A 25613-nucleotide genomic window follows, 5' to 3' on the forward strand; every position below is an offset into this window, starting at 1 on the left:
GTGCCATAGTGCGCGCGCAAGGGGAACGGGATGAGCTACGCGACTTTGGATCACCTCGTGGTCACGACGACCACGTTGGCCAGCGGTGTGGACCATGTGGAGCGGACGCTGGGTCAGCCCATGGACGGCGGCGGCGACCATGCCTCGATGGGCACGCACAACCGCCTGCTCTCGCTCGGCCCCGCCGACTATCTCGAGGTGATCGCCGCGAACCCCGACGCGACCTCGCCCGGTCGGCCTAGGTTCTTCGACCTCGACAACCGCACCGGGCCTCCGCGTCTGACCAACTGGGTCATGCGGGTCGACAATCTGGCCGAAGGTCTGGCCATGGCGCCCAAGGGCACGGGCGAAGGGACCGCGCTTGCGCGTGGCCCCTATTCCTGGCGCATGGCGATCCCGGCGGACGGAAAACTCCCCTTCGACGGGATGTTTCCCAGCCTGATCCAGTGGGACAGCCCGCATCCCGCCCCGGCCATTCCCGACGGTGGCGCGCGCCTTGTCGCGCTCACCCTGTCCCATCCCGACGCCGGGGCCTTGCGCGCCGCCCTCGCGCCGTTTCTGGACGATACCCGCGTCGAGGTGGTCGAAGGTCCGGTGGGCATGGCGGCCCGTATCCGCACAGGTGAAAACGAGGTCGTTCTGACCTGAGTTTCGCCTGTCTTGCCGGTGTTATCTCTGATTAACTGCCCCCATGTCGCTTTGGACCCGCATCACCGACGCGCTCTCGGCCCTCACCTCCGGCGAAAGCCTGTCGGAGGTGTTTTCGCGCCTGCGCACCCCACCGGAACGCTCGGCCGGCTTCGCCATTGCCGTCATCGCGCTCGGGGCCAAGATGGCCAAGGCCGACGGCCACGTGACCCGGAACGAAGTATCGGCCTTTCGCGAGGTGTTCACGATCCCGCCGGAGGAAGAGACGAACGCGGCGCGCGTGTTCAACCTCGCCCGGCAGGACGTGGCGGGGTTCGAACAATACGCCGAACGGATCGCGGGCATGTTCGGGCGTGCCGATCCGGCGCTGTGCGACCTGATGGAGGGGCTGTTCCACATCGCCATGGCCGACGGTCAGTATCACCCGAACGAAGACGCGTTTCTCGAACAGGTGGCGGGCATCTTCGGCATCGATGAGCGCCGGTTCAAATCCCTGCGCGCCCGCTTCGTGCCCGACGCCGCCCCCGATCCGTATGAGGTTCTGGGCGTCACCCCGGACACGCCCTTGTCCGAAATCCGCAAGGCATGGCGCGCCGAGGTCCGGGCCTCGCACCCCGACCAGCTGATCGCGCGCGGCGTGCCGGAAGAGGCGCTGAAGCTGGCGGAAAAGCAATTGATCGCGGTCAACCGCGCCTGGGAAGAAATCAACGCGGGCCGGGCCTGATGGTCCGCATCGCGACCTATAACGTCGAATGGTTCGACGGGTTGTTCGACGATGCGGGCGGGATGTTGGAGGATGGCGGCTGGTCTGGGCGCCATGATGTGACGCGGGCCGATCAGCTGACCGCACTCGGCATCGTCTTCACCGCGATGGATGCGGATGCGGTGATGATTATCGAGGCCCCGGACGACAACCGCACCCGCTCGACCGTGCGCGCGCTGGAAACCTTCGCCCATGCCTATGGCCTGCGGGCGCGCAAGGCGCTGTTGGGCTTCCGCAACGCCACGCAGCAGGAAATCGCGCTGCTCTACAATCCCGACGTGTTCGAGGCCCGCCATGATCCTCAGGGCGACGAGACCGGCAAGAAGGGCACGCGCGATGCCCCCCGGTTCGACGGCGTGTTTCGTTTCGACCTCGACATCGACGCGACCCCGGACCTGATCCGCTGGTCCAAGCCGCCGCTCGAAGTCGCACTGACGAACCGGGAAAACGGGCGCGTGCTGCGCCTGATCGGCGTCCATGCCAAATCCAAGGCCCCGCATGGCGCGTCAGACCCGGACGAGGTCATGCGACTGGCCATCGAGAACCGGCGCAAGCAGATGGCCCAGTGCATCTGGCTGCGCCAGCGGGTGAACGACCACCTCGACGCGGGCGACAGCCTGATCGTGATGGGCGATTTCAACGACGGTCCGGGCCTGGACGAATACGAAAAGCTCTTCGGCCGTTCGGGGATCGAGATCGTGTTGGGTGAAGCCGGGCAGACCGAGCTTTACGACCCCCACGCGCGCCTTGCCGTGTCGCGCCGTGTGGGCGCGATGCCTGTCACGGCAAGGTTCTGGATTCACTCGGAAAAACGCTATCTTCAGGCGTTGCTCGACTATATCATGGTGTCGCCCGATCTGCTGGCCTCGAAGCCCGACTGGCGCATCTGGCACCCGTTCGACGATCCGGTGTGCTACCGCACGATCGAATTGCGCGAAGCCCTTCTGACCGCCTCCGACCACTTCCCGGTTTCGATCGACATCGACCTGTGACCCTTGGCAGGCGGGCGTGCCGCGCCCATATCCTTGGGCATGAAACGGATCACACCCCTCGTCCTCGCCGCGCTTGTCGCGGCCGCCCCGGTCGCCGCTCAGGACGACACGGAAAACCGCGAGCTTCGTGAAGGGGCCGAGATGATGTCGGAGGCCTTCAAGCTCCTGCTCGACGGCCTGTCGAAAGAGATGGAGCCGCTGGCCGAAGAGTGGCGCGAGTTCATGGAAGAGCTTGGGGATCTGCGCAACTACGAAGCGCCCGAAAAGCTACCCAACGGTGATATCATCATCCGCCGCAAGACGCCCGAGCCAGAAGAACCCGAAGGCACGCCGCTCTGATCCGCCTCAATCCTTGATCGTGACGAACGGGTTCGCGCCAAGCGACAGCGCGAGGCTCTGGAACCGCGCTTCCGCGACCTCTCCGAACAACCCGGCCGCCTCGGACTTGATCGTCAGGTGCAACTCCTTGCGCTTCGGGCGCAGGTTGAGCGAGGCCACCTTGTGCGGCTCGTTCACCGCGAACATCGCGCCGAACCGCATGGCCTTGCCGATGGTTTCGGCGCGTTGAATGTCGCGCTCGGTGAGGATCGAAAACGTCTCTTCGAACCGGCAATCCTCGCGGCTGTTCTTGTAACGGTGCAAGAGTGCCAGGCCTAGGAACACGCGTTCCTGATGGGTCAACCCGCCAAGGTTGGCGCGGGTCACGTTGTCGAAGCACACCTCGTGCCGGTAATCCGGGTGCGCGCGCCATGTCACGTCGTGAAGCAGGCAGGCTGCCTTGACCAGCCGCCGCCGCGCGTCCGGCTCATGCGCGACCAGCGGTCGGATGAAGGCATACAGCGATTTGCCGAATCCCGGCATCCGCGCGTCTTTTTTTTCGGAAAACCGGCAGGCTTCGATCAGCGGGTCGCGCTGGCGCAGCCGGTCGGGCATCTGTTCGTAAAGCAGCCCCTCGCGAATGCCATAGGACGACACCGCGATTTCCTTGGGGCGGAAGGTCGTCACCAGCCGTTTGAGCACCTCCGACGCCGTCGGCACCAGCGCCATACGGGTCGATGACGTGCCGGTGTGACTGCGCACCTCGTCCAGATCGACCTTGCCGATCCATTTGAGCGTGGTGGCCAGCGTCTTGGGCGCCATGCGGTATTCGTGCAGGACCGTCAGCGGATAGTCGCGCCGATACATATCGAGCCGCGCAATCGCCCGCCACGAGCCGCCGACGAGGTAGAGCCGTTTGTGGCCCGTCCCGATCTCTTCGGCGAGTTCGGCCAGCACGTCGTTGATGTGCTGGCGCATGGCCTTCTTGCCGCCCTTCATGCCCTCGAGCTTGAGCGGACCAAGGCCCGACGACACCCGCCGCCCGACCTCGCCGTTTTCGATCACGGCAAGCTCCATCGACGACCCGCCGATGTCGCACATCAGCCCGTTCGCATCCGGCCAGCCGAGCAGAACGCCCTGCGCCGACAACCGCGCCTCTTCGCGCCCGTCGATGACGTGGATGTGCAGCCCGGTTTCGCGCAGCAGTTCCTCGCGAAAGTCCGGCCCGTCCTCGGCGTCGCGCACGGCGGCGGTGGCCACGGCGGTCAACGGCGGCAGGTTCATGCCCTTGGCCAGCAACTGAAACCTGAGGATCGCCTTCAGCGCGCGCACCCGGCCTTCGGGGTTCAGCCGCCCGGTCTGGTTGATGCCGGCCCCAAGCCCGCACATGATCTTTTCGTTGTAGAAATAGGCAGGCGAACGCGCGGCCCCGTCGAACACCACCAGCCGGACCGAGTTCGACCCGATGTCGACCACGCCCACACGGCTCAGACTGCGGGCGGCTGCATCCTCGAACAGCGGGCGTCCGAAGGGGCCCCAGTTCCGTTCTTCGCTGCCGTCCATCTCACGCTCCCGTGTGGCTCTGTCCGGTTATGGCCTCAGGGGTCCGCTCGCCGCAACCCCTCTCAGACCTGAACGACCCGGGTCCAACGGGGTTCCGGTCGCCCGGTCACATTGGAGCGGGATAGTGGAACTTGTCGATGAGGAAACGCTCGCGCTCGGCCACCGCGGCCACAAGCTCCGGGGTGTAATAGGTGGCAAGCTTGCTTTCGCTCGACAGCGTCGAATTGCTCCGGGTCGCGCCGACCTGCGTCAGCGCGGCCTCGGCGTCCCCGATCGCACCGATCCGCGCCAGCGTATCGACCAGATCGGGCATCAGGTTGGCGGTCTGCACGAAATGATCGACGTAGCACTGTTCTTCTTCCCAGGCCTTGAGCGCGTCCAGCGTGGTGAGCTTGCGCGAGTGCAGGGTGGCGGAATCGAAACACAGAAGTTTGCAGTAGCGATAGGTCAGCAGGCCGGAATGGCGGACCATCCCGCTTTGGCTGAACACGCCCGAGATGAAGGTCGCCCGTTTCGGGTCCAGAATGATCGGAAGCCAGTTTCGGAACCTCTCGACCTCCATCGCGCCATACAGCCGTTCGTGCGCGGTCTTCCAGTCGTAGGACAGGCTTTGCGCAAGGTAGGTCGGGATCGACAGGGCGGCGGCGCTCCGGTTGATCGACCCGCCCCGCCCGCCGAGCGGATTGAATTTGGTCAACCGCGTGTAGGGCCCCGACAAGGTGGCGTGCGTCACGCCATAAGCCCAGAGCGAAAGATAGAACGACCACGGATCGCGGATCGTCGCGAAAACCTTGCGTGACTGCACATCGGCCTTGGTCGGCTTACCGTGGTGCTTGTATTTCTGCGGCTTGAACCCGAGCGTCCCAAGCGCCTTTTCCACGGCCACCGTGCCTGTCTTGTTCAGATCGACGTAAAGGAAATCCTCGTGAAGAAACATCTGGCGCTCCAAATCGTGCCGCACGGGGCCGGCGCCCACCATAGAAAAGGGTCTTGGGGGTCGCAACGGGCCATTTGACGAGCGGCCCGGCGTGACCTCAGTCGTGGCTGTGCGCCAGTTCCGGCACGTCCGACGCCCCGGCCGAACCGCGACCCGACAGCGACGGGTATTCCATGAAGAAGCGGTGACAGTTGAACGGGGTCTCGTTGCCGGCAAGGTCGGGCCGCGCGAAGCTGCCGTCCGGCTGCATCACCCAGCTTTGCGCCACGTCGTGCATGTTGGCCGCCATGATCTGACTGACGATCTGCGCCTTCACCGTGGGGTTCGTCGTCTCGACCAGCGTTTCCACGCGGCGGTTCAGGTTGCGTCCCATCCAGTCGGCGGAGGACATGAACACCCGGGCCTTCTTCGACGGCAGCCCGTGGCCATTGCCATAACAGACGATCCGGCTGTGTTCGAGGAACCGGCCCACGATGGATTTCACGCGGATATTCTCGGACAGCCCCTTGATGCCGGGGCGCAGCCCGCAGATGCCGCGAATGACGAGGCTGATCTTCACGCCCTTCCGGCTCGCCGCATAAAGCGCGTCGATCACGTCCTCTTCGACGAGCGAGTTCATCTTGGCCCAGATTTCCGCAGGACGCCCGGCTTCGGCATGGTCCGCCTCGGCCTCGATCAACTCGATCAGCTTGGCCTTGAGCGTCAGGGGCGAGATGGCGAGTTTTTCCAGCTTTTCGGGCTGGGCGTAGCCCGACAGGTAGTTGAACACCCGCGTCGCATCCCGCCCCAGCGCCTCGTCACAGGTGAAAAGGCTCAGGTCGGTATAGATGCGCGCGGTGATCGGGTGATAGTTCCCGGTGCCATAATGCGTGTAGGTGACCAGATCGCTGCCCTCGCGCCGCACCACGGCCGAGATCTTGGCATGGGTCTTGTAGTTCATGAAGCCGTAGACGACATGCGCGCCCGCGCGCTCCAACCTGCGCGACTGGCGAATGTTGGCGGCCTCGTCGAACCGGGCCTTGAGTTCGACAAGCGCGGTGACCGACTTGCCGTTTTCCGCCGCCTCGCACAGCGCCGACACGATCGGGCTGTCGCGGCTGGTGCGGTAAAGCGTCTGCTTGATCGCCACCACGTTCGGGTCGAGCGCGGCTTGGTTCAGGAACCGCACCACGGTGTCGAACGTCTCGTAGGGGTGGTGCAGCAGCATGTCCTTCTGCCGGATCGCCGCGAACATATCGCCGTCGTGATCCTGTACCCGTTCTGGGATGCGCGGCGTGAACGACGGCCACAACAGGTCGGGCCGGTCGTCGACCACCAGTTCGGACAGGTCCGAAATGCCGATCAGCCCGTCGACCTCGACGACCTCGTCATCGGTGACATGCAGTTCCCGCTTGATGAGCGTCAGAAGCTCCGACGGCGCGTCGGCCGAGATTTTCATCCGAACGACCTCGCCCCGGCGGCGGCGTTTCAGCGCCGTCTCGAATTCGCGAACCAGGTCTTCGGCCTCTTCCTCGACCTCCAGATCGCTGTCGCGCAGCACGCGGAAGGCACAGTGCCCCTTGGCCGCGTAGCCGGGAAACAGGCTCGTCAGATGCAAAAGCAGCAGGTCTTCGAGCGGCAGGAACCGGAGCGCGCCGTCGCGGTTGGGCAGGCGGATGAAGCGGTCGATCTGGTGCGGGATCGGCAAGAGCGCCTGAAGCTTGCGCTTGTCGCCCTTGCGTTCGAGTTGCAGCGCCAGCGCGAAGCCGAGGTTCGGGATGAACGGGAACGGGTGCGCCGGGTCGATGGCCAGCGGCGACAGCACCGGAAACACCTGCCGCAGAAACACGTCGTCGAGAAAGGCGAAATCGTCTTCGTCCAGCGCGTCGCGCGTGCAGATGTGCATCCCGGTCGACGCCATTTCCGACGCGATCGTTTCGAACACCTCCTGCTGGCGTGCCATCAGGTTGCGCGCATCCGCGTTGATGAGCACGAGTTGTTCGGCAGGCGGCAGCCCGTCGGCGCCCGGCGTCGTGTGCCCGGTGTTGGCCAGTTCGCGCAGACCCGCGACCCGCACGGTGTAGAACTCGTCGAGGTTCGAGGCGGAAATTGACAGGAACCGCAGGCGTTCGAGCAGCGGAACCCGCAGGTTCTCGGCCTCTTCCAGCACGCGCCAGTTGAAGCCGAGCCAGCTCAGTTCCCGGTTGAAAAAGCGTTTCGGGCCGTCGATGTCGACCGGGTCCATCGTCACGGGTTCGGGGAAGTCCGACTCCAGAAAGTCGGCCAAGATCGGTTGGTCTGTCATATGCGCGGTATCGGGCACTTTCGTAACCTTTCTGTGACGTTATGCGCCCGCGCCCGCATCCTTGTCCAGCAGACGGGCGGCCAGTGCCCGCGTCACGTCGCGTTTTTCCGCCAGCGCCACATCGTCGAGCCGGGCGACGAAGTCGCGGGCAGCGGCAAGGGATCGGGGCAGGCGCGGGGCCAGATAGGCGACCAGATTGGGCGAGACGGCGATCTGGCGGTCATCGAACAGCTTGACCAGAACCGCCGAAATGAGCGCCTCGTCGGGGGTTTCGAGCGCCACCATGCTCGTCCCCTCCATCCGGCTGGCAAGGTCGGGCAGGTCCAGCCCCCAGCGCGTCGGCGCCGCGCGCGAGGTCAAAAGCAGCGATCCCCCCTCGGCCAGCACGAGGTTGTGGAGGTGGAACAGCGCCGCTTCGGCCTCCGGCTGGCCCGCGACGCGGTCGGCGTCCTCGACCGCGACCGAGCGCCCGGCGAGGGCGGCCGTGTCCAGCGTGGCGAGCGTTCCGGCGGGCACGATCTCGGCCCCGGTCAGGGTCGCCCAGACCTCGACCAGATGGCTTTTGCCCGACCCGTCCGGCCCGGTCAGCACCATTTTCGCAGAGGGCCAGTCCTTCCACCGCTCGATGGCGGCCAGCGCCACGGCGTTGGAGTCGGCGATGAAGAAATCCCCGCGGTCCCGCGAAGTCCGCACGGGCAGGTCGAACGTCAACTGATGGGCCATGTCAGGCGTCGTCCTGATCTTCCGGCAGCAGCGCCCCTTCGGACAGGCCCTTGTAGAGCCGCCCCTCCTTGTAGCGCTGGATCAGATAGCGGGTGACCACGCCAAGGGCCGCGGCCACGGGCACGGCGACCAGCATACCCACGAAACCGAAGACCGTGCCGAAGGCGGAGAGCGCGAAGATCAGCCAGACCGGGTGCAGCCCGACCGAGGTGCCGACAAGGTTCGGGGTCAGGATGTTGCCCTCGAAGAACTGGCCGACCATGAAGATGCCCGCGACGATGGCGATGTGCCACCACTCGCCCCAGAACTGAAACAGGGCGAGCCCGATGGCCAGTGCCCCGCCCACCAGTGCTCCGATGTAGGGGATGAAGGTCAGCGCCCCCGCGACCGCCCCCACGATCAGTCCGAACTGAAGCCCGGCGAGCATCAGGGCGACCGCGTAGAAGGTGCCGAGGATCAGGCAGACGGTGCCTTGCCCCCGGATGAACCCCGCTAGCGTCCGGTCGATCTGGCTCGCGAGATCGCGGATCACCGGCGCATGGTCGCGCGGCAGCAGGTCGTCGATGGCCGCGACCATCCGGTCCCAGTCCCACAGCAGGTAGAAGGTCACGACCGGCACGATCACGAACAGAAGCGCGATGTTCACGATCCCCATCGCCGACGACAGCACGGCATCCACAAGCTCGGCGCCCCGGTCCTGAATGGTCTTGCCGATCTGGTCGAGCGATTGGCGCAGCACGCTGTCTTGATCCACTACGTCGGGGAACCGCTCGATCAGGAAGTCGCGCAGGTTCTGCGCGATCTGCGGGGCGAGGTTGATGAGCTGCCCGGCCTGATTGACCAGCGACGGCACGATCAGCAGGATCAGGATCACGAAGACGATCAGGGCGAGGATCGAGATCGTGATCGTCGCCCAGATCCGCTTGAACCCCCAGGCCTCAAGCTTGTCCGCCACCGGGTCGAGGAAATACGCGATCGCCCCGCCGATCAGGAACGGCATGATGACGTCGCCCAGGAACCAGAGCAGCACGAAAAAGACCACCGCGGCGATGGCCCAGTACCGAAATTGCGTGCCGACCGGCAATGCCATGTGTGGTCCCTTGTTCGTTGGCCACAGTCTTGGCGGGTTTGGCCCTGAGGATCAAGCACCGAGGTCGGCTTGCCGCCCGCCCGCCGCCAAGGCTATGTGACGGCATGGAGATCGTGCTCATACACACAGGCGGAACCATCGGCATGGTGCCGTCGCCCGACGGTCTGGTGCCGGAACGCGGCCGTGTCGAACGCGCGGTCGAGGCGCTGATGCCCACCGGCGCGCGGCTCACCACCCACCTGTTCGACCCGCTTCTGGACAGTGCCGACGTCGGCCCCGACGACTGGAACCGGATGCTCGACCTGATCGACGCCCACCCCGGCGCCTCGTTCCTCGTCACCCACGGCACCGACACCATGTCCTTCACCGGCGCGGCGCTGGCGCAGGCGCTTGCCGGTCGCGACGTGCGCGTGATCCTGTGCGGGGCGATGGCGCCCCTCGGCGCGGGCGAGGGCGCGCGCGCCAACCTGACGCTCGCCGTGGCCACGCTCATCGCCCCCGGCTGGACCGGCGTGAAATGCGCCTTCGCGCAGAAGATCATGGAGGCGGGCGGGCTCATCAAACACGACACGCGCGGCGACGATGCCTTCCGGTCCGTGCCACAGGATCCGGTGGGGCCGCCCGAAACCCGCCGCTTCGACCCGGACCGCAGGCTGGCGGTGCTCGCCCTGACGCCCGGCCTGCCGGCTTCCGCGCTCTCGGGCGCGCTGGCGGCGCTGGATGGCGCGGTCCTGCGCGTCTTCGGCGCGGGCACCGTGATGCATGACGCCGAGGTTCACGCGGCCCTCGCAGGTGCCGTCGCCCAAGGCAAACGCATCCGCGCCGTCAGCCAGTGCGAGGGCGGCGGACTGGCCCCCGGCCACTACGCAGCCGGCGCCGCGCTCTGGGCCGCCGGTGTCGAAAACGGCGGACGCGAAACGCCCGAGGCGGCGCTCGTGAAACTCTGGCTGGCTGGCGGGCGAAGCTAAAAGGAGCGGACCTCTGGGAAGAGGCCCGCTCCAATGCCGGGGCGGGGACCCCGGCTGGGACAGTCATGGGACTGTTTATCAGACGCGCGAAACCCGGAATGGTTCCCGGTGCCTGTTCGGATTCCCGAAATTCCGCTCACCGCCCGGACGAAATCCCGATACGGCCCAGAAAAAAAGGAGCGGATCTCGGGTGAGATCCGCTCCGGTGCCGGGGTTAGGGTGCCCCGGCTGGGACAGTCATGGGACATATCCACGACGCACAAACCCCGCCAATGGTTCCCGTCTTCCGGCCCATCTGTCCGCCGCCCCGCCGAAAACGGCCGAAATCCGCCGGTCGTCAAAGCTGCGCCGCGATGGCATCGGTGTCGATCAGCGACCAGACGCGGCGGATTTTCCCCGCCTCGACCTCGTAAAACACGTTCTCCGTGAACCGCACGCGCCTGCCGTTCACGGGCAGATCGAACAAAACACCCGCGGGTGTGACGTCGAAGGCAAGCCGCGCCGCCACCGTGCGCGCATCGCAGACCAGAAGCGCGATCACGAACCGCAGATCGGGGATCGCCGCCACATCCCGCTCCAGCATGGCGCGATAGCCCTCAAGCCCGATCCGGGTGCCGTTGTAATCCACATCCCTGTCGACGAACGCGCCGAGCCGTGCCCAATCGCGGGCGTTCAGGCAATCGATATAGCCACGATAAAGCGGTTCGGTGGTCTCGGTCATGGCCCGACTGTGGCGCGCGGGTGCGCGGAAGGAAACCGGACCCGCCAAAGAAAAAGGAGCGGATCTCGGGGGAGATCCGCTCCGATGCCGGGGTTAGGGTGCCCCGGCTGGGACAGTCATGGGACATCTACACTACGCACGGGGGGCAAAGTTGGTTCCCTCGTGCAGGAAAAAATTTTTCGAGTCCCAGTTCTCGTCAGCAGGATGCGCCTTCGCCCGGCATGATGACTGTGTCGATGACGTGGATCACACCGTTGTCGGCGTCGATGTCCGCGCTCACAACCGTGGCGGTGTTGCCCATGCCGTCGGTCAGGGTCACGCCGCTGTCCGAAGCGGTCACGCACAGCGTCGCCCCGGCCACGGTCTCGACCGCCGTGGTGCCCATCGCGATGTCGCCCGACATCACCTCGGCGGGCACGACATGGTAGAGCAGGATGTTGGTCAGATCGTCTTTCATGTCCGGCTCCAGCAGGCTTTCGACGGTGCCGTCCGGCAGCGCGTCGAAGGCGGCGTTGGTCGGGGCGAACACGGTGAACGGCCCGTCGCTGGCGAGCGTTTCGACCAGACCGGCGGCATCGGCTGCGGCCACGAGGGTCGAAAAGTCGTCATTGCCCGATGCGATCGCGGCGATGGTGTCGGCATTGGCCGCACCAGCGGTGAGAACGGCAAGGGCAGCAGCAGTGGCGAGGGTCTTCATGACAGGTAACCTCCATGTTTGTCTGTCGTCTATGCGAGGCTTACGGCCCGTCAGAACGGCGGGATCATGGCAGTCACGGCTCTGTCACCCGACGTGATGAACCTGTCAGGACACACGCTCCAGAATGACATGGCTGTCCTTCACGGTGTCGGTCTCGCCGTCCGGTCCGGTGACCTCGCGGGCCGACAAGCCGACCTCGATTTCGCGCCAGACATGGCCGCTTTTGGCCGTCGCGGCGCGATCCTCTTCGGGGGTCGGAAAGGCGGGCCGATGGTCGTGATCCGCCATCCGCCATCTGGGCGCGGTGTTGTGCGCGGCGATGACGAGCAGCCCGCCCGGTGCGGTCGCCCGCGCCGCCAGTTCCAGAACGCTCGCCCGGTCGAACGCCATCGGGCTTTGGAAGAACAGCGCCGAGACCAGATCGAAGCTGCCGTCGGGAAACGTCTCGGGCAGCGTGTGACGCTCGAACGTGATGCGGTCGGCAAGCCCGGCTGTCCTCGCGCGGTCCGCCGCGATGTCCAGCGCGGTCTGGGACACGTCGACGCCGGTGACGGTCCAGCCTTTCGCCGCCAGCCAGAGCGCATCGTCGCCCCGCGCGCAGCCGATGTCGAGCGCACGGGCGGGCACCCGCCCGGCGGCCAGCCGTTCCAGCACGCCCGAAGGCTTGCCGTTCGTCGGGTCGGTCATCGCGCTATAGCGATCTTCCCAGAAGGTTCTCAGGTCTTGCGTCTCGGTCATGTCGGCTCCTTTTCGCTTCTCGTGACTTCATATGTAACGTGAAATCCGTCCCGTCAATATCACGCAACCTCTTTTGTTGCGAAAGCGGGCGCGGTAAGGTGGCGCCATGCGAACCGACAACCGCCTGTCCCGCGTGCTCCACGCGCTCCTTCACCTCGAACGGCACGATGGTCCGGCCACCTCGGACGAGATCGGCCGGATGCTGAACACGAATGCCACGGTGGTGCGCCGCACGATGGGCGGGCTGCGCGACGCGGGCATCGTCGAATCGGTCAAGGGACACGGCGGCGGCTGGACACTGGCGCGCCCGCTCGACCAGATTACCATGCTGACCATCTACGACGCGCTGGGCGAGCCGTCGCTCTTCGCGCTGGGACAGGCGCAGGACGCGCCCGGCTGCCGGCTGGAGCAGGCGGCCAATACCGCGCTCGGCAAGGCGCTCGACGGCGCAAGGCGCCGGTTTCGCAAGGAGTTGGAGCGGGTGACGGTCGCCGACCTCAGGGACGAAGCGGGGCCGCCCGACTTTCGCCTCCCGTCCTGAGCATCATTTCAGCGCGACGGCCAGCGCGGCTTTCATCCGCGCCACATAGTCCTTGGACACCGGCGCATCCTTGCGCACCGCGGCGAACCCGTGGAACGCGCCCTCGACCTCGTGAAAATCGACGGGAATCCCGGCGGCGGCGAGCCGCCCGGCATAGTCCCGGACCTCGGCGTGAAACAGATCCCGCGTGCCCACCCCGATCCACGCCGGCGGCAGCCCCACCGGGTCCGCGAGCCGCGAGGGCGACGCGGTGGCGGGCACCGGGCCGTCCACGTCGCGCAGATATCCATCCCAGGCCCATGTGTTGATCGCCGGGTTCCACATACGCATCGTCTCGGGGTCCGGCGCGGGCCGATTCCGCGTCGCCTCGTCCAGCATCGGTTCGTGGAGCAACTGGAAGCGGACCGCAGGCCCGCCGCGATCCCGCGCCAAGATCGCAAGGGCCGCGGCCAGCCCGCCGCCCGCGCTGTCGCCGCCCACGGCGATCCGGGCCGGATCGACCCCCGGCGCGGCGGCCAGCCATTCCAACGCAGCATAGGCATCTTCGATCCCGGCGGGATAGGGCCGCTCCGGCGCGAAGGCATAGGTCGGAAGCGCGACCACCGCCCCGATCTCCGCCGCGACCTGTCGCGCGAAATCGTGCTCGGTCACCGGGTTGCCGAAGATCAGCCCGCCGCCATGCAGCCACAGAAGGGCAGGGTGCGGCCCGTCGCCCTCGGGCCGGTAGACCCAGATCCGCCGCCCGCGCGACGACACGGCCTGTTCGACCCGCCGCCCGACAAGCCAGCCGCCGAGCGCCAGCAACAGACGATAGACGCGCAGCGTGCCGGGCCGCACCGCCTGTTTCGTCAGCCGATCCACATTGCCGAAATCCGGATGAAACCCGCTCATACGCCGCCTCCCGCGCCGATCAAACCGCGCGCGGCGCCCCGGCGCAAGCCGGTGTCACTCCACCGGCTCGGAAATCCGACCGGCCGCCTCGATCACCAGCGTCTCCAGCCCGGCACCGCCCGCCGCGATATGGTCGAGCAATTGGCGCCGCATCCGCGGTTCCCAAAAATCGTTGATATGGGCCGCGAACCGGTCGAGCTGGTCGTCGCCCGGCTGGGTCTTGAAGAATGTGGCGATCTGGTTGGCCATGGTGACCATTTTCTCAGGCGACATGGGTGGCTCCCGCTGTGATCCGGTGCGGATGGGAATAAAGGTCGAAGCTCTCGCCGCGCGCAAAGGCGGCAAGGGTGATCTGCGCGTCATCGGCCAGACGCAGGGCGTGCGCGGTCGGGGCCGAGGCCGCGACGATGACGGCACACCCGGCTTGGGCGGTCTTCTGCACCATCTCGACCGAGATGCGGCTGGTCAGCACCATCGCCCCCGTGGCCGGGTCGATCCCCGCCCGCGCCAGCGCGCCGATGAGTTTGTCGAGCGCATTGTGCCGCCCCACATCCTCCCGCGCCATGACGATGCCTTGGCCGGGGACCATGAAGCCCGCGGCATGGACCGCCCGCGTCAGATCGTGCAGCGGCTGATGGCGACGCAGGTCATCCGTGGCCCGCGCCACCTCGTCGCGGGCAAAACGCGGGTCCGCATCCACGGCGGGCAGGGGCGGCAGCGCCCCGTCCAGCGAGTCGATGCCGCAAAGCCCACAGCCCACAGGCCCCATCAGCGCCCGCTGGCGGCTGCGCAATTGCTCGGACCTGTCGTCGCGCAGAAGCATCCGCGCCTCGATGCCCCGATCGAAGGTCAGAACCTCCAACTCCTCGATATCGCCGGGCCGTTCGATCACGCGCTCAGTCAGAGCGAAACCCACCGCGAAATCCTCAAGATCCGCGGGCGAGGCCATCATGACGGCCAGCGTCGTCCCGTCGAAAGTCATCGCCACGGGCGTTTCTTCAGGCAGGGTCCGGGCCACGGTCCGCGCCCCGGTGGACGAGACCGCAAGACCCGGACGGGATTTCGCCGCGCCCCCCATGGTCACTCCGCCGCGGGCAGAATGCGCCGCGATTGCTCGGCTTGCTCGTTGTACCGCTCCTGCCAGTCGGTCGGCCCGTTGGACGGGCTGACCTGCACCGCCGTCACCTTGTATTCCGGGCAGTTCGTGGCCCAATCCGAGAAATCGGTGGTGATGACGTTGGCCTGCGTGTCGGGGTGGTGGAACGTGGTATAGACCACGCCGGTCGACACCCGGTCGGTCAGCGTCGCGCGCAGCGTCGTCTCCCCGGACCGCGAGGCGAGCTTGACGAAATCGCCCTCCTTCACGCCGCGCACCTCGGCGTCGTGCGGATGGATCTCCAGCACGTCCTCCTCATGCCAAGTCGAATTCGCGGTGCGCCGCGTCTGTGCGCCCACGTTGTATTGGCTCAGGATACGCCCGGTGGTCAGAAGCAGCGGGAAACGCGGCCCGGTCTTTTCGTCCGTCGCCACGTATTCCGTGACCATCAGCCGCCCCTTGCCGCGCACGAAGCCATCGACATGCATCAGCGGCGTGCCCTCGGGCGCGCTGTCGTTGCAGGGCCACTGGATCGACCCAAGCTCGTTGATCCGCTCATAGGTCACGCCGGCGAAGCTGGGCGTCGTCGACGCGATCTTGGCCATGATCTCACGCGGGTGGGCGTAATCCCAATCCGCGCCCATCGCCTGCGCCAGAAGCTGCGTGACCTCCCAGTCGGCATAGCCCGCCTTGGGCGCCATCACACGGCGCACCATGTTGATGCGCCGCTCGGCATTGGTGAAGGTGCCGTCTTTCTCGAGGAAGGACGAACCCGGCAGGAACACATGCGCGTAATTCGCCGTCTCGTTGAGGAACAGGTCATGGACGATCACGCATTCCATCGCGGCCAGACCGGCGGCGACGTGTTTTGTGTCGGGGTCCGATTGCAGGATGTCCTCGCCCTGACAGTAAAGCCCCTTGAAGGTGCCATCCACGGCGGCGTCCAGCATGTTCGGGATGCGCAGACCCGGCTCCGGGTCGATGGTCACGCCCCAGGCGGCCTCGAAGGTTTCGCGCACCTCGGGCAGCTTCACATGGCGATACCCCGGAAGCTCATGCGGGAAAGACCCCATGTCGCACGACCCCTGCACGTTGTTCTGACCGCGCAGCGGGTTCACGCCCACACCGGGGCGCCCGATGTTGCCCGTGAGCATGGCGAGGTTCGCGATCCCCATGACGGTCGTGGACCCCTGACTGTGCTCGGTCACGCCAAGGCCGTAGTAGATCGCGCCATTGCCGCCACGGGCGAATGTGCGGGCCGCTTCGCGCAGCGTTTCGGCCGGAACGCCGGTCAGCATCTCGGTGGCTTCGGGCGAATGCCGCTCCGCGCTCACGAATTCCGCATATTCAAGGAACTCGTTCCAGTCGCAGCGATCGCGGATGAACGCCTCGTCCATCAGCCCCTCGGTGACGATCACATGGGCCAGCGCCGTGACCACGGCGACGTTGGTGCCGGGCCTGAGCGGCAGGTGATGCGCCGCCTTGATATGCGCGGATTTCACAAGGTCGATGCGACGCGGGTCGATGACGATCAGCTTGGCGCCCTGACGCAGACGCTTCTTCAGGCGGCTGGCGAAGACCGGGTGCCCGTCCGTCGGGTTGGCCCCGATCACGATCACCACGTCGGTATGTTCGACCGAGTCGAAATCCTGCGTCCCGGCGCTCGTCCCGAAGGTCTGGCCAAGGCCATAGCCGGTGGGCGAGTGGCAGACCCGCGCGCAGGTGTCGGTGTTGTTGTTCATGAACACGCCACGGGCGAGCTTCTGGACCAGATAGGTCTCCTCGTTCGTGCACCGTGAAGAAGTGATGACCCCTACCGAACGCCGCCCGTAAGTTTTCTGTAACGATTTCAGACGTTTCGCGGCGAAACCGATGGCCTCATCCCACGACACTTCCTGCCACGGCTCGTTGATCGACTCGCGGATCATCGGGCTCAGGATGCGGTCCTTGTGCTCGGTATAGCCATAGGCGAAGCGCCCCTTCACACAGCTATGCCCCCGGTTCGCCTTGCCGTTCTTGTAAGGGACCATCCGGACAAGCTGATCGCCGTTCAGTTCCGCCTTGAACGAACACCCGACCCCGCAATAGGCGCAGGTCGTGACCACCGACCGCGTCGGCGTGCCCAGTTCGGCCACCGATTTCTCCTGCAAAGTCGCGGTCGGGCAGGCCTGCACGCAGGCGCCGCAGGATACGCAGTCCGACGACAGGAAGTCATCCATCGCGCCGCCCGCCGACACCCGGCTGTCGAAACCGCGCCCCTCGATGGTCAGCGCGAAGGTGCCCTGCACCTCTTCGCAGGCCCGCACGCAGCGCGAACAGACGATGCATTTGGCCGGGTCATAGGTGAAATAGGGGTTGGACTCGTCCTTCGGAATATAGCGGAAATTCCCGTCCCCCTCGCGCCGCTTGGCATCGGCCATCGACAGCGCCCCGGTCCCGGTGGGGTCGAAATGGTTGTCGCCCGGCTCATAGCGCACATCGCGCAGACCCACGGCACCCGCCATGTCCTGCAACTCGCAATCGCCGTTCGCCGAACAGGTCAGGCAGTCGAGCGGGTGGTCCGAGATGTAAAGCTCCATCACCCCCTTGCGGATCTTCTGAACCTTGGAGGATTGGGTATGCACCACCATCCCCTCGGCCACCGGCGTCGTGCAACTGGCGGGCGTCCCGCGCCGCCCCTCGATCTCGACCACGCACAGGCGGCACGACCCGAAGGCCTCCACACTGTCCGTCGCGCACAGCTTCGGCACGGTGATCCCGGCTTCATAGGCGGCGCGCATCACGCTCGTCCCCTCGGGCACCGTGATCGCGGCCCCGTCGATGGTCAGCGTGACGGGCGCGCCGGTCTTGGCAGGCGTGCCCATGTCGGCGTCGTTCCACGGAATGATGAAGTCCTTCATGGTCTCATCCTTTCTTCGCAAGCGCATAGGCGACGATGGCGTTCGCATGCCCGTGCCCCAGACCGTGTTCGACCTTCAGCCAGTTCACGATCTCCATATGTTTCATGTCGCCCTTCTCGGCGACCATCCCCAGCCAATGCCCGATCGGCTGGCCGTATGTCTTTTCGATCGACGGAAAATAGGACGCAGGCCCCTTCACGGTCTCGCTCATGCGCCGCGCTCCCGTCTTTCCGGTCCGAAAATATCCCGGGGGTGCGGGGGCAGCGCCCCCGCGCGGGTCGGCTGCGTCAGCAGACGAAACCGGATCATTCCGCCGCCTCGCGCGCACCCGCGAAATCCTCGGGAAACAGCGTCATCGCGGACATCACGGGGTAGGGGGTGAACCCGCCCAGCGCGCAGAGCGACCCGTCGGTCATGGTCTCGCACAGATCCGTCAGCAGCTCTTTCGCCGCCATGTCGCCCGCGGCGATCCGGTCGATGGTTTCGACCCCGCGCACCGCGCCGATCCGGCAGGGCGTGCATTTACCGCAGCTTTCCACCGCGCAGAACTCCATCGCGAAGCGCGCCATGCCGAGCATGTCGGCGGTGTCGTCGAACACAGTGAGGCCCGCGTGACCGATGAGGCCTCCGGCGCCGTCGAATTCTTCATAGCCGAAGGGCGTATCGAACTGGTGCGGCGCGAAGTACGCCCCCAGCGGCCCACCGACCTGCACCGCCTTCACGGGCCGGCCCGAGCGGGTGCCGCCCGCGATGTCGTTCACGATCTCACCCAGCGGCAGACCGAAAGCGATCTCGTAAAGCCCGCCGTATTTCACGTTCCCCGCGATCTGGAGCGGGATGGTCCCTTTCGACCGGCCCAACCCGAAATTCGCGTAATGCGCCGCGCCCTTCTCGAAGATCACCGGAATGGTGGCGAGCGAGATGACGTTGTTCACGACCGTGGGCTTGCCGAGGAAACCCTCGAGCGCGGGGAGCGGCGGCTTCGCCCGCACGACACCACGCTTGCCTTCGAGGCTGTTCAAGAGCGAGGTCTCTTCGCCGCAGACGTAAGCCCCGGCACCGACCCGGATTTCCATGTCGAAGGCCGGGCCTTTGCCCAACAGGCTCGCACCCAGCACGCCGTTCGCGCGGGCGACCTCGACCGCGGCCTTCATCACCCGGATCGCGTCGGGATATTCCGAGCGCAAATAGACATAGCCCTTGGTCGCGCCCACGCCGACCCCGGCGATGGCCATGCCTTCGATCAGGCTGAAGGGGTCGCCCTCCATAATCATCCGGTCGGCGAAGGTGCCCGAGTCGCCTTCGTCGGCGTTGCAGACGATGTATTTCTGATCGGCCTCGGCTTTCGCCACTGTCTCCCACTTGATCCCCGTCGGGAAGCCTGCGCCGCCGCGACCGCGCAGACCGCTGGCCTTGGCTTCCTCGACCACGCCCAGACCGTCCATATCCAGCGCGCGTTCAAGACCCGTCAATCCGCCGTGCGCCCGGTAGGCGTCCAGATCGAGCGGGTCGATTACGCCGCAGCGCTGGAAGGTGAGGCGGGTCTGGTTCGCGAAGAACGGGATCTCTTCGGTCGGGCCGTGGCCGTCGAGCGTGCCGGCCAGCAGCGCGGGCACGTCCGAAACCGTGACCGGACCGAAGGCATGGCGCACCCCGTCGATCTCGACCTCGGCCAGCGGTTCCAGCCATGTCATCCCGCGCGAGCCGACGCGGATCAGTTCGACGTCATGCCGGGCGAGTTCGGCGGCGACCTCGTCGGCGCCCAGTGCGCGGGCGACCGCATCCTGCGACAGATAGATCTTCATGCGCCCGCCTCCGAAATCACGCGCTCCAGCTTGGCCTCGTCCAGCGCGCCCACGACCTTGTCACCGATCATCGCGGCCGGGCCGTTGGCACACAGGCCAAGGCAATAGACCGGCTCGATCGTCACCGCGCCGTTGGGCGTGGTGCCGTGCCACGAGGTGCCTAGCCGGGTCAGGACCGCGTCCGCCAACCCGTTCGCGCCCAGCGCCTGACAGGCCTCGGCCCGGCAGATTTTCACGATATGCCTGCCTGCGGGCAGGGTGCGGAAATCGTGGTAGAAGCTGATGACACCATGCACTTCGGCCCGCCCGATGTTCAGAGCGTCCGCGATGGGCTGCACCGCATCCTCGGGCACGTGATCGAAAGCCTCCATCATCGCGTGCAGGATCGGCAGGAGCGGCCCTTCGAGATGGGTGTAGGCCTCGATGACCTCTAGAATCGCGCCGAGATCGGGCGCGGATGCTGGCGAGTTGGCTTGCATTGGTCCTCCGAAGTTGGCGGAGCCATCTCACCGAATGCGCGGTAAATCAATATCGCAGTTCCGTCGGTCGATAGGGATTTTCTATCAATCGGACAGCACCCGCGCCTCGTCCAGCAGGGCCTGAAGCACCGGGGTCTGCGGTTCCTGATAGGGGGCGACCAATCCGACGCTCGGCCCTGGACGGTCGGACCGGATCGGAACGACGGCCACGTCGCGGCCCAGCGACAGCGAGGCGGCCATGTCGCCCGGCAGGACAGTGGACCAGCCACCCTGTTCGACGTGGCTGACGAGCACCACGGTGGAGTTCGATTCCATGCGCACGTTGGGGGTCTGCCCGGCCTCCATGAAGGCGCGGTTGATGATCCGGCGGTTCTGCATGTCGGGGGTAAGCAGGCACAGCGTCCGCGTGCCGATGTCGGTCCACCCGATGTCCGTGCGCTCCGCTGCCGGATCGTCCGGCGCGCAGACCAGCGCGTAATCCTCGCGGTAAAGCTCCTGCACCTGCACCCGGCCCAGGGGTTCGTTGTCGAGGTAGCTCAGACCCACGTCCGCCTCGAGGTTTTCGAGCATGTTCAGGATCTGGATCGAGGTGCGTGACAGGATGGTGAAGGTCACGTTGGGATGCGCCGCCGAGAACCGGGCCGACAGGCGCGAGGCCCAGGTGAGCGCGGTGGGAATCACGGCGAGGCGCAGGTGTCCGGTCAGCCCTTCGCGCGAGAACCGCATCTCGTCGCGCAGCCGTCGCGCATCCCCGACGATCTGGCGCGCCCAGTCGAGCGCGCGCGCGCCTTCGGGTGTCAGGCCGCCATAGCGTGACCCGCGCTGCACCAGCTTCACGCCGAGTTCGGCTTCGAGTTGCTTGATCCCCGCCGACAACGTGGGCTGCGTGATGCCCAGACTGTCGGCGGCACGTCCGAAATGCTGCTCTTTGGCGAGCGCGATGAACATTTCGAGCTTGTTCAGCATGTTGGAAAAGTAGCATGGAACCGGGCGATATCCATAGGCATTGGCTATCGGGTGCGGGTTTCCTGATCTGTCGCGCGTCCGGCTGCGTAGATAAGGATAGGGACGAATCATGATCCGCCGCTATTGTGGAAGTCCGGCTTGGGGGCTGGGAGAGAAACGTATGTCTGTATCGCCCGCGCGCCTTCTGGCCGCGCTCATCCTGTCCCTCGTCGCCAGCGCCGTTTCGGCGCAGGATCGGTCGTGGACTTATCTGGGCTGGGCGAACATCACCACGAACGACGGCACAGGTGATTTTCAGGACCGCTGGCAGAGCTTTTCGACCTCGACATCCTTTCTGTTCGGACCCGAGGGCACGCGGGAGCTGCCCTATGCGTTCGGTGACCTGATCGAGGTTCGGCTGGGCACACAGATCGTGACGCCGGCCAACACCCTGACGCCTGCGCCCGGCGACCGTCGCGCGGCGGGGGCGCTGCGGGCCGGTCTGTTCACGCATTTCGCGCGGGGCGGCTGGGATTTCGCGCTCGGCGCCGGGGCCGAGGCCGTCGGCCCGTCGACGCAGGTTCTGGCGCTACAGGACCGGTTCCACAGTGTCGCGGGCTTCGACCGTCTGGCCCCCGCTGTCCTCGCTGGGCAGATCGGCAACGCCGTGCGCCCGATGGGCCATGCCGAAGCGGCCTATGCCATCGCCATCGGGGACGAGATGACGTTCCGCCCCTTCGCCGAGGCGCATGTGGGGCTTGAGGCCTATGCCCGCGTCGGTTTCGATCTGCTGGTCGGCCCCGGCTACAGAAGCGGCGTGATCGCCCGCGATTACGTGAGCGGCCAGCCCTATCAGATCCTGAAGGACGTGAACGAACCCGGCGTGTCCTTCCTGTTCGGCGCCGATCTGGCGCGGGTGTTCTCATCCGCCCTGCTGCCCGAACCCGCCTATACGCTCACGCCTGCGCGCGCGCGGGTGCGCGGCGGCCTTCTGGTCGATGGCGAGGTGGGCAGCGTGTTCTATGGGCTGACCTATCTGTCGCCGGAATTCACCGCCCAGCCCGAGGGGCAATTTGTTGGATCCGTGCAAATCCGCCTCAAGTTTTAAGGCGCGACAGGCTGGCGCAGATCGGGATTGCACAAAATAGTTAACAATTCCCGGCATCCGTGCTATCCCGGCGAATGTGTAACAAACGGTTCGTTCAGAGACCGTGGCACATGAGCAGAAGGCAGGCATACAGGCATGAGAACGGGCATATTGGGCTCGTTCGTCATCTCCTGGTCTCAGACGGAAGTTGACGGTCTCGCACAGGCACCGCGAGACGCGCTGGGCGTTGGGGCAAGCTGGCGGTGGAGCGGACGGGCGATGCGGGTCGATGGACCGCAGGACGTCATCCGGCTGGACCTCGGTGGGAGAGAGGCGGACCTACGTAAACGGGCGGCGCGCAAGGTGCGTCGGTTTCTGAATTCCTGTGACGTTCCCGAGGCGGAGACGCCCAAGGACGACACGCTCTTCGATCTGGGCTTCGTGGTCACGGACGGGTTCGAGAGTTGGCCGGTGATGCTGGTCGATGGCGCGTCGGCCCATGAGACGCTTCTGATGTTTCTGGATGGGCTTCCGCCGTCGGACTGCGATCTTTGGGTCGTGCAGGCGACGATGGAGGCGGCCGAGACGAACCGGTTGACCGACCAGCCGACCGGCGTCATCTGTTTCACCCCCGGCACCCGCATCCGCACCGGCGAGGGCGACGTGGCGGTCGAGGACATTCGCGAAGGCGCCCGCATCCAGACCAAGGACAACGGGTTGCAGGAGGTGCTTTGGGTCGGTGAAAAGCGTATCTCCGGCGCGCGGCTTTACGCCATGCCGGAATTCCGCCCGATCCGCGTGCGCCGGGGTGCGCTGGGCGTCGACCGCCCGGACGGCGACCTGATGGTGTCGCCCGCCCACCGTATGCTTCTCAAGGGCCGCAAGGCGCAGGCGCTGTTTGGCACGAACGAGGTGCTGGTGGCGGCCCGCGACCTGATCGACGACCGGATGGTGACGCGCGATCACACGGTGACGCAGGTGACCTATATCCACCTGCTTCTCGCGAACCATGAAGTCGTCTTCGCCAACGGGCTCGAGACCGAAAGCTTCCTGCCCGAGGGCGAGGCGCTGGAGGCGGTCGAGCAGGTTCAGCGCGAGCGCCTGTTCGGTGCGATCCCGTCGCTTGAAACGCGGCCGGAGGGCTATTCCGCCCCGGCCCGACGTCTTCTTTCGCAGGCCGAGGCGGCGATCATGGGGGCCGGGGTCTGACCTAGCGGCGGTTCGGCTTTTCGTTCACCACGCGCTTCACGTGCCGGGCGAAGCCTTTCTCCCGTGCCCGCCGTTCGGCGATGCTTTCGCTGTTGTGCATTTCCTCGGCGGCGAGCTTGCGCCAGCGGGTGAGCCTGTCAGGGTCGAGGTCGCCCGCCTCGATGGCGGCTTTCACCGCGCAACCCGGCTCGGTCTCATGCGCGCAATCGCGGAACCGGCAGCGGGTCGTCAGCGCCTCGATATCCGCAAAGACCGCCGCGATCCCATCGGCCGCGTCCGAAAGCTGGATTTCCCGCATGCCCGGCGTGTCCAGCACCACCGGGCCGCCCGCGATGACGTGCAGTTCCCGGTGCGTGGTGGTGTGGCGCCCCTTCGCGTCGTCTTCGCGGATGCCCTGCGTCTCGATCAGGTCGCCGCCCGCCAGCGCGTTGGTCAGGGTGGATTTGCCCACGCCCGACGACCCCAGAAAGGCGACGGTGCGCCCCGGCTTGGTCCAGGGGGCGAGCTTTTCGCGCGGCGCATCGCCCCGCGCATCCAGCGCCACCACCGGCACGCGGTCGGAAATGACGGTGGCCTGATCGACGTAATCCGCCACATCCTCGGCCATGTCGGCCTTGGTGAGCAGGATCACCGGGTCGATCCCGGCCTCGAAGGCGAGGGCCAGATACCGCTCCAGCCGTGCCACGTTGAAGTCGGCATTGCACGAGGTGACGATGAAGGCCGTTTCGATGTTGGCGGCGATCAACTGCTGGCGCACCTCATGCCCCGCCGCGCGGCGCTGGATCAGGCTCTTGCGGTCCAGAAGCCGGCTCGCCCCCGGTCGTTCGGCGTCATAGAGCAGCCAGTCGCCCACCGTCACCTCGGCATCGGGGGGCAGAACGGCCTCGATCCCGTCGCCGCGCACGGCAAGCCCGCTGCGATGAACGGCGGTGACGCGGACGGGCGGATGCGCCTGCATGTCATCGGCGTCGATCTGTGCGGAAAAGAACGGCTGCCAGCCCAGCGCCTGAAGCGGCGACAGGGCAGGGCGGGGCGCAGGGGCGCCACCGAGAGAGAACTTTGAATAGTCCCGTGTCATTGTCTTGGGGTCTTTCGATACGAAAAGAAGGGAAGGTTTCGCGCACCCCCACCAGGCCACCGATCACCGGCGGCTTGATCTTCGGCGGTCTGTGCACCGGGAGGCCCTTTGCCTCCCTGCCGGATCAAATCATCAAAGCTCCATCGTATCCGGGGTGAGGATAGCCGATCCGCGCAAAAGGTAAAGCGTGGCGCGAAGGCGTTGACTCCTGCCCAAACACGGCTATAAGCCCGCCATTCGGCCCTTTCGGGGGCCGTATTTCATTGGTGTTGGTGGACCCCGCAAGGGGAAACCTGTCAACCCGGATCGCTGGACCCGCAAGGCCCAGTCCGGGGAGAGGACAACGCCCTTTAAAATCGGCCCCAAGACGGGTCCGACGACAAGGCCCACCGGGTTGAGTGACCACCGCGTCCGCAACCCGAAAAGTGGGAACCGGTTTTCGGGGACGTTGCGGAGCCACCTATAAAGGAGATCAGCCGTGACCAAACGCACGTCTGCCAAGTACAAGATCGACCGCCGCATGGGCGAAAACATCTGGGGCCGTCCGAAATCCCCGGTGAACCGCCGCGAATACGGCCCCGGCCAGCACGGCCAGCGCCGCAAGGGCAAAATGTCCGACTTCGGCCTTCAGCTTCGCGCCAAGCAGAAGCTCAAGGGCTACTATGGCGACATGACCGAAAAGCAGTTCCGCCGCATCTTCGCGGAAGCCGAGCGTCTGAAGGGCGACACCGGTGAGAACCTGATCGGCCTGCTCGAGCGCCGCCTCGACGCCGTCGTCTACCGCGCCAAGTTCGTGCCGACCATCTTCGCCGCCCGCCAGTTCGTGAACCACGCGCATGTGATGGTGAACGGCCAGCGCGTCAACATCCCGTCCTACCGCGTGAAGGAAGGCGACGTGATCGAGGTCCGCGAGAAGTCCAAGCAGCTCGCCATCGTTCTGGAAGCCTCGCAGCTGCCCGAGCGTGACGTGCCCGACTACCTCGAAGTCGACCACTCCAAGATGAAGGCGACCTTCGTGCGCACCCCGGGCCTCTCGGACGTGCCGTACCCGGTCATGATGGAACCGAACCTCGTCATCGAATTCTACGCTCAGAACTGATCTGAGCCGACCCGAATGCGAAAGGGCCGCCCGGTTGGGGC

The 25613-nt window shown here is 66.1% G+C and carries 26 protein-coding genes; 9 read left to right on the forward strand and 17 right to left on the reverse strand.

What is annotated here, in order from left to right; all coding sequences use genetic code 11:
- The first annotated feature begins 30 nt into the window (after window positions 1-30).
- Genes HOY44_RS14440 through HOY44_RS14455 form a run of 4 tightly spaced genes read left to right on the forward strand, consistent with a single transcriptional unit; the run spans window position 31 to window position 2742 of the window.
- Window positions 31-648 carry a VOC family protein gene (locus HOY44_RS14440; protein WP_287435557.1) on the forward strand — a complete coding sequence of 206 codons (618 nt, stop codon included), beginning with the start codon at window positions 31-33 and terminating at the stop codon, window positions 646-648.
- A gap of 43 nt (window positions 649-691) precedes the next feature.
- Complete coding sequence (locus HOY44_RS14445) at window positions 692-1372, forward strand: TerB family tellurite resistance protein (RefSeq protein ID WP_287435559.1); 681 nt, start codon at window positions 692-694, stop codon at window positions 1370-1372.
- On the forward strand, window positions 1372-2403 hold the full coding sequence (locus HOY44_RS14450; protein ID WP_287435561.1) for an endonuclease/exonuclease/phosphatase family protein: 1032 nt from the start codon (window positions 1372-1374) through the stop codon (window positions 2401-2403). The genes HOY44_RS14445 and HOY44_RS14450 overlap by 1 nt, the downstream gene beginning before the upstream one ends.
- A 39-nt stretch (window positions 2404-2442) precedes the next feature.
- Window positions 2443-2742 carry a hypothetical protein gene (locus HOY44_RS14455; RefSeq protein ID WP_008330502.1) on the forward strand — a complete coding sequence of 100 codons (300 nt, stop codon included), beginning with the start codon at window positions 2443-2445 and terminating at the stop codon, window positions 2740-2742.
- Between the two features lie 6 nt (window positions 2743-2748).
- On the opposite strand, the gene HOY44_RS14460 is transcribed toward HOY44_RS14455, so the two are convergent.
- The 5 genes from HOY44_RS14460 to HOY44_RS14480 form a co-directional block, all read right to left on the reverse strand.
- A complete protein-coding gene (locus HOY44_RS14460) occupies window positions 2749-4284 on the reverse strand; it encodes a Ppx/GppA family phosphatase (RefSeq protein WP_008330501.1) in 1536 nt (511 codons plus the stop codon).
- Window positions 4285-4390: 106 nt separating this feature from the next.
- Window positions 4391-5221: a hypothetical protein gene (locus HOY44_RS14465; RefSeq protein ID WP_287435563.1), complete on the reverse strand. Its 831-nt coding sequence runs from the start codon at window positions 5219-5221 to the stop codon at window positions 4391-4393.
- 97 nt (window positions 5222-5318) lie between these two features.
- The gene (locus HOY44_RS14470) at window positions 5319-7505 is read right to left on the reverse strand and encodes an RNA degradosome polyphosphate kinase (protein WP_138423565.1); all 2187 of its coding nucleotides are present in this window, start codon (window positions 7503-7505) and stop codon (window positions 5319-5321) included.
- Between the two features lie 39 nt (window positions 7506-7544).
- Window positions 7545-8228, reverse strand: coding sequence for a P-loop NTPase family protein (locus HOY44_RS14475; protein ID WP_287435566.1), 684 nt, complete (start codon window positions 8226-8228; stop codon window positions 7545-7547).
- Between the two features lies 1 nt (window position 8229).
- Window positions 8230-9318: an AI-2E family transporter gene (locus HOY44_RS14480; protein ID WP_008330497.1), complete on the reverse strand. Its 1089-nt coding sequence runs from the start codon at window positions 9316-9318 to the stop codon at window positions 8230-8232.
- Between the two features lie 104 nt (window positions 9319-9422).
- On the opposite strand from HOY44_RS14480, the gene HOY44_RS14485 reads away from it, so the two are divergent.
- Window positions 9423-10286: an asparaginase domain-containing protein gene (locus tag HOY44_RS14485; protein ID WP_287435569.1), complete on the forward strand. Its 864-nt coding sequence runs from the start codon at window positions 9423-9425 to the stop codon at window positions 10284-10286.
- 337 nt (window positions 10287-10623) lie between these two features.
- Here the strand turns inward: HOY44_RS14485 and HOY44_RS14490 are convergent, their stop codons facing one another.
- The 3 genes from HOY44_RS14490 to HOY44_RS14500 form a co-directional block, all read right to left on the reverse strand.
- Window positions 10624-11007, reverse strand: coding sequence for an ester cyclase (locus HOY44_RS14490; protein ID WP_287435571.1), 384 nt, complete (start codon window positions 11005-11007; stop codon window positions 10624-10626).
- Between the two features lie 196 nt (window positions 11008-11203).
- On the reverse strand, window positions 11204-11704 hold the full coding sequence (locus HOY44_RS14495; RefSeq protein ID WP_008330494.1) for a fasciclin domain-containing protein: 501 nt from the start codon (window positions 11702-11704) through the stop codon (window positions 11204-11206).
- 105 nt (window positions 11705-11809) lie between these two features.
- On the reverse strand, window positions 11810-12442 hold the full coding sequence (locus HOY44_RS14500; protein ID WP_287435573.1) for a class I SAM-dependent methyltransferase: 633 nt from the start codon (window positions 12440-12442) through the stop codon (window positions 11810-11812).
- Window positions 12443-12548: 106 nt separating this feature from the next.
- On the opposite strand from HOY44_RS14500, the gene HOY44_RS14505 reads away from it, so the two are divergent.
- Window positions 12549-12983, forward strand: a complete 435-nt coding sequence (locus HOY44_RS14505) for an RrF2 family transcriptional regulator (RefSeq protein ID WP_287435575.1) — start codon at window positions 12549-12551, stop codon at window positions 12981-12983.
- A 3-nt stretch (window positions 12984-12986) separates the two neighbouring features.
- Here HOY44_RS14505 and HOY44_RS14510 read toward each other — a convergent pair whose 3' ends face one another.
- The 8 genes from HOY44_RS14510 to HOY44_RS14545 form a co-directional block, all read right to left on the reverse strand.
- Window positions 12987-13874 carry an alpha/beta hydrolase gene (locus tag HOY44_RS14510; protein WP_287435577.1) on the reverse strand — a complete coding sequence of 296 codons (888 nt, stop codon included), beginning with the start codon at window positions 13872-13874 and terminating at the stop codon, window positions 12987-12989.
- Between the two features lie 54 nt (window positions 13875-13928).
- Complete coding sequence (locus HOY44_RS14515; RefSeq protein WP_287435579.1) at window positions 13929-14147, reverse strand: formate dehydrogenase subunit delta; 219 nt, start codon at window positions 14145-14147, stop codon at window positions 13929-13931.
- Window positions 14137-14952 (reverse strand): formate dehydrogenase accessory sulfurtransferase FdhD, encoded by an 816-nt coding sequence (gene fdhD, locus HOY44_RS14520; protein ID WP_287435581.1) that lies wholly within the window; start codon window positions 14950-14952, stop codon window positions 14137-14139. Before fdhD ends, HOY44_RS14515 begins: the two co-directional genes overlap by 11 nt.
- A gap of 2 nt (window positions 14953-14954) precedes the next feature.
- On the reverse strand, window positions 14955-17870 hold the full coding sequence (gene fdhF / locus HOY44_RS14525; protein WP_287435583.1) for a formate dehydrogenase subunit alpha: 2916 nt from the start codon (window positions 17868-17870) through the stop codon (window positions 14955-14957).
- Between the two features lie 4 nt (window positions 17871-17874).
- A complete protein-coding gene (locus HOY44_RS14530) occupies window positions 17875-18081 on the reverse strand; it encodes a DUF4287 domain-containing protein (protein WP_287435585.1) in 207 nt (68 codons plus the stop codon).
- Window positions 18082-18175: 94 nt separating this feature from the next.
- Window positions 18176-19675: a formate dehydrogenase beta subunit gene (locus HOY44_RS14535; RefSeq protein ID WP_287435587.1), complete on the reverse strand. Its 1500-nt coding sequence runs from the start codon at window positions 19673-19675 to the stop codon at window positions 18176-18178.
- Window positions 19672-20154, reverse strand: a complete 483-nt coding sequence (locus HOY44_RS14540; RefSeq protein ID WP_287435588.1) for a formate dehydrogenase subunit gamma — start codon at window positions 20152-20154, stop codon at window positions 19672-19674. Before HOY44_RS14540 ends, HOY44_RS14535 begins: the two co-directional genes overlap by 4 nt.
- Before the next feature lie 84 nt (window positions 20155-20238).
- Entirely contained in the window at window positions 20239-21120 is an 882-nt protein-coding gene (locus tag HOY44_RS14545; RefSeq protein WP_287435590.1) for a LysR family transcriptional regulator, read from the reverse strand.
- Between the two features lie 160 nt (window positions 21121-21280).
- On the opposite strand from HOY44_RS14545, the gene HOY44_RS14550 reads away from it, so the two are divergent.
- Both HOY44_RS14550 and HOY44_RS14555 read left to right on the forward strand, forming a co-directional pair.
- Window positions 21281-22207 (forward strand): lipid A-modifier LpxR family protein, encoded by a 927-nt coding sequence (locus HOY44_RS14550; protein WP_287435591.1) that lies wholly within the window; start codon window positions 21281-21283, stop codon window positions 22205-22207.
- Window positions 22208-22465: 258 nt separating this feature from the next.
- Window positions 22466-23395 carry a Hint domain-containing protein gene (locus tag HOY44_RS14555; RefSeq protein WP_008330482.1) on the forward strand — a complete coding sequence of 310 codons (930 nt, stop codon included), beginning with the start codon at window positions 22466-22468 and terminating at the stop codon, window positions 23393-23395.
- 1 nt (window position 23396) lies between these two features.
- Here the strand turns inward: HOY44_RS14555 and rsgA are convergent, their stop codons facing one another.
- Window positions 23397-24473, reverse strand: a complete 1077-nt coding sequence (rsgA, locus tag HOY44_RS14560) for a ribosome small subunit-dependent GTPase A (protein WP_287435594.1) — start codon at window positions 24471-24473, stop codon at window positions 23397-23399.
- 478 nt (window positions 24474-24951) lie between these two features.
- Between rsgA and rpsD the strand changes: the two genes are divergently transcribed.
- A complete protein-coding gene (rpsD, locus tag HOY44_RS14565; RefSeq protein WP_008330480.1) occupies window positions 24952-25572 on the forward strand; it encodes a 30S ribosomal protein S4 in 621 nt (206 codons plus the stop codon).
- Window positions 25573-25613 lie beyond the last annotated feature (41 nt).

The organism is Maritimibacter sp., from assembly GCF_016774595.1.
Classification (GTDB): Bacteria; Pseudomonadota; Alphaproteobacteria; order Rhodobacterales; family Rhodobacteraceae; genus Maritimibacter; species Maritimibacter alkaliphilus.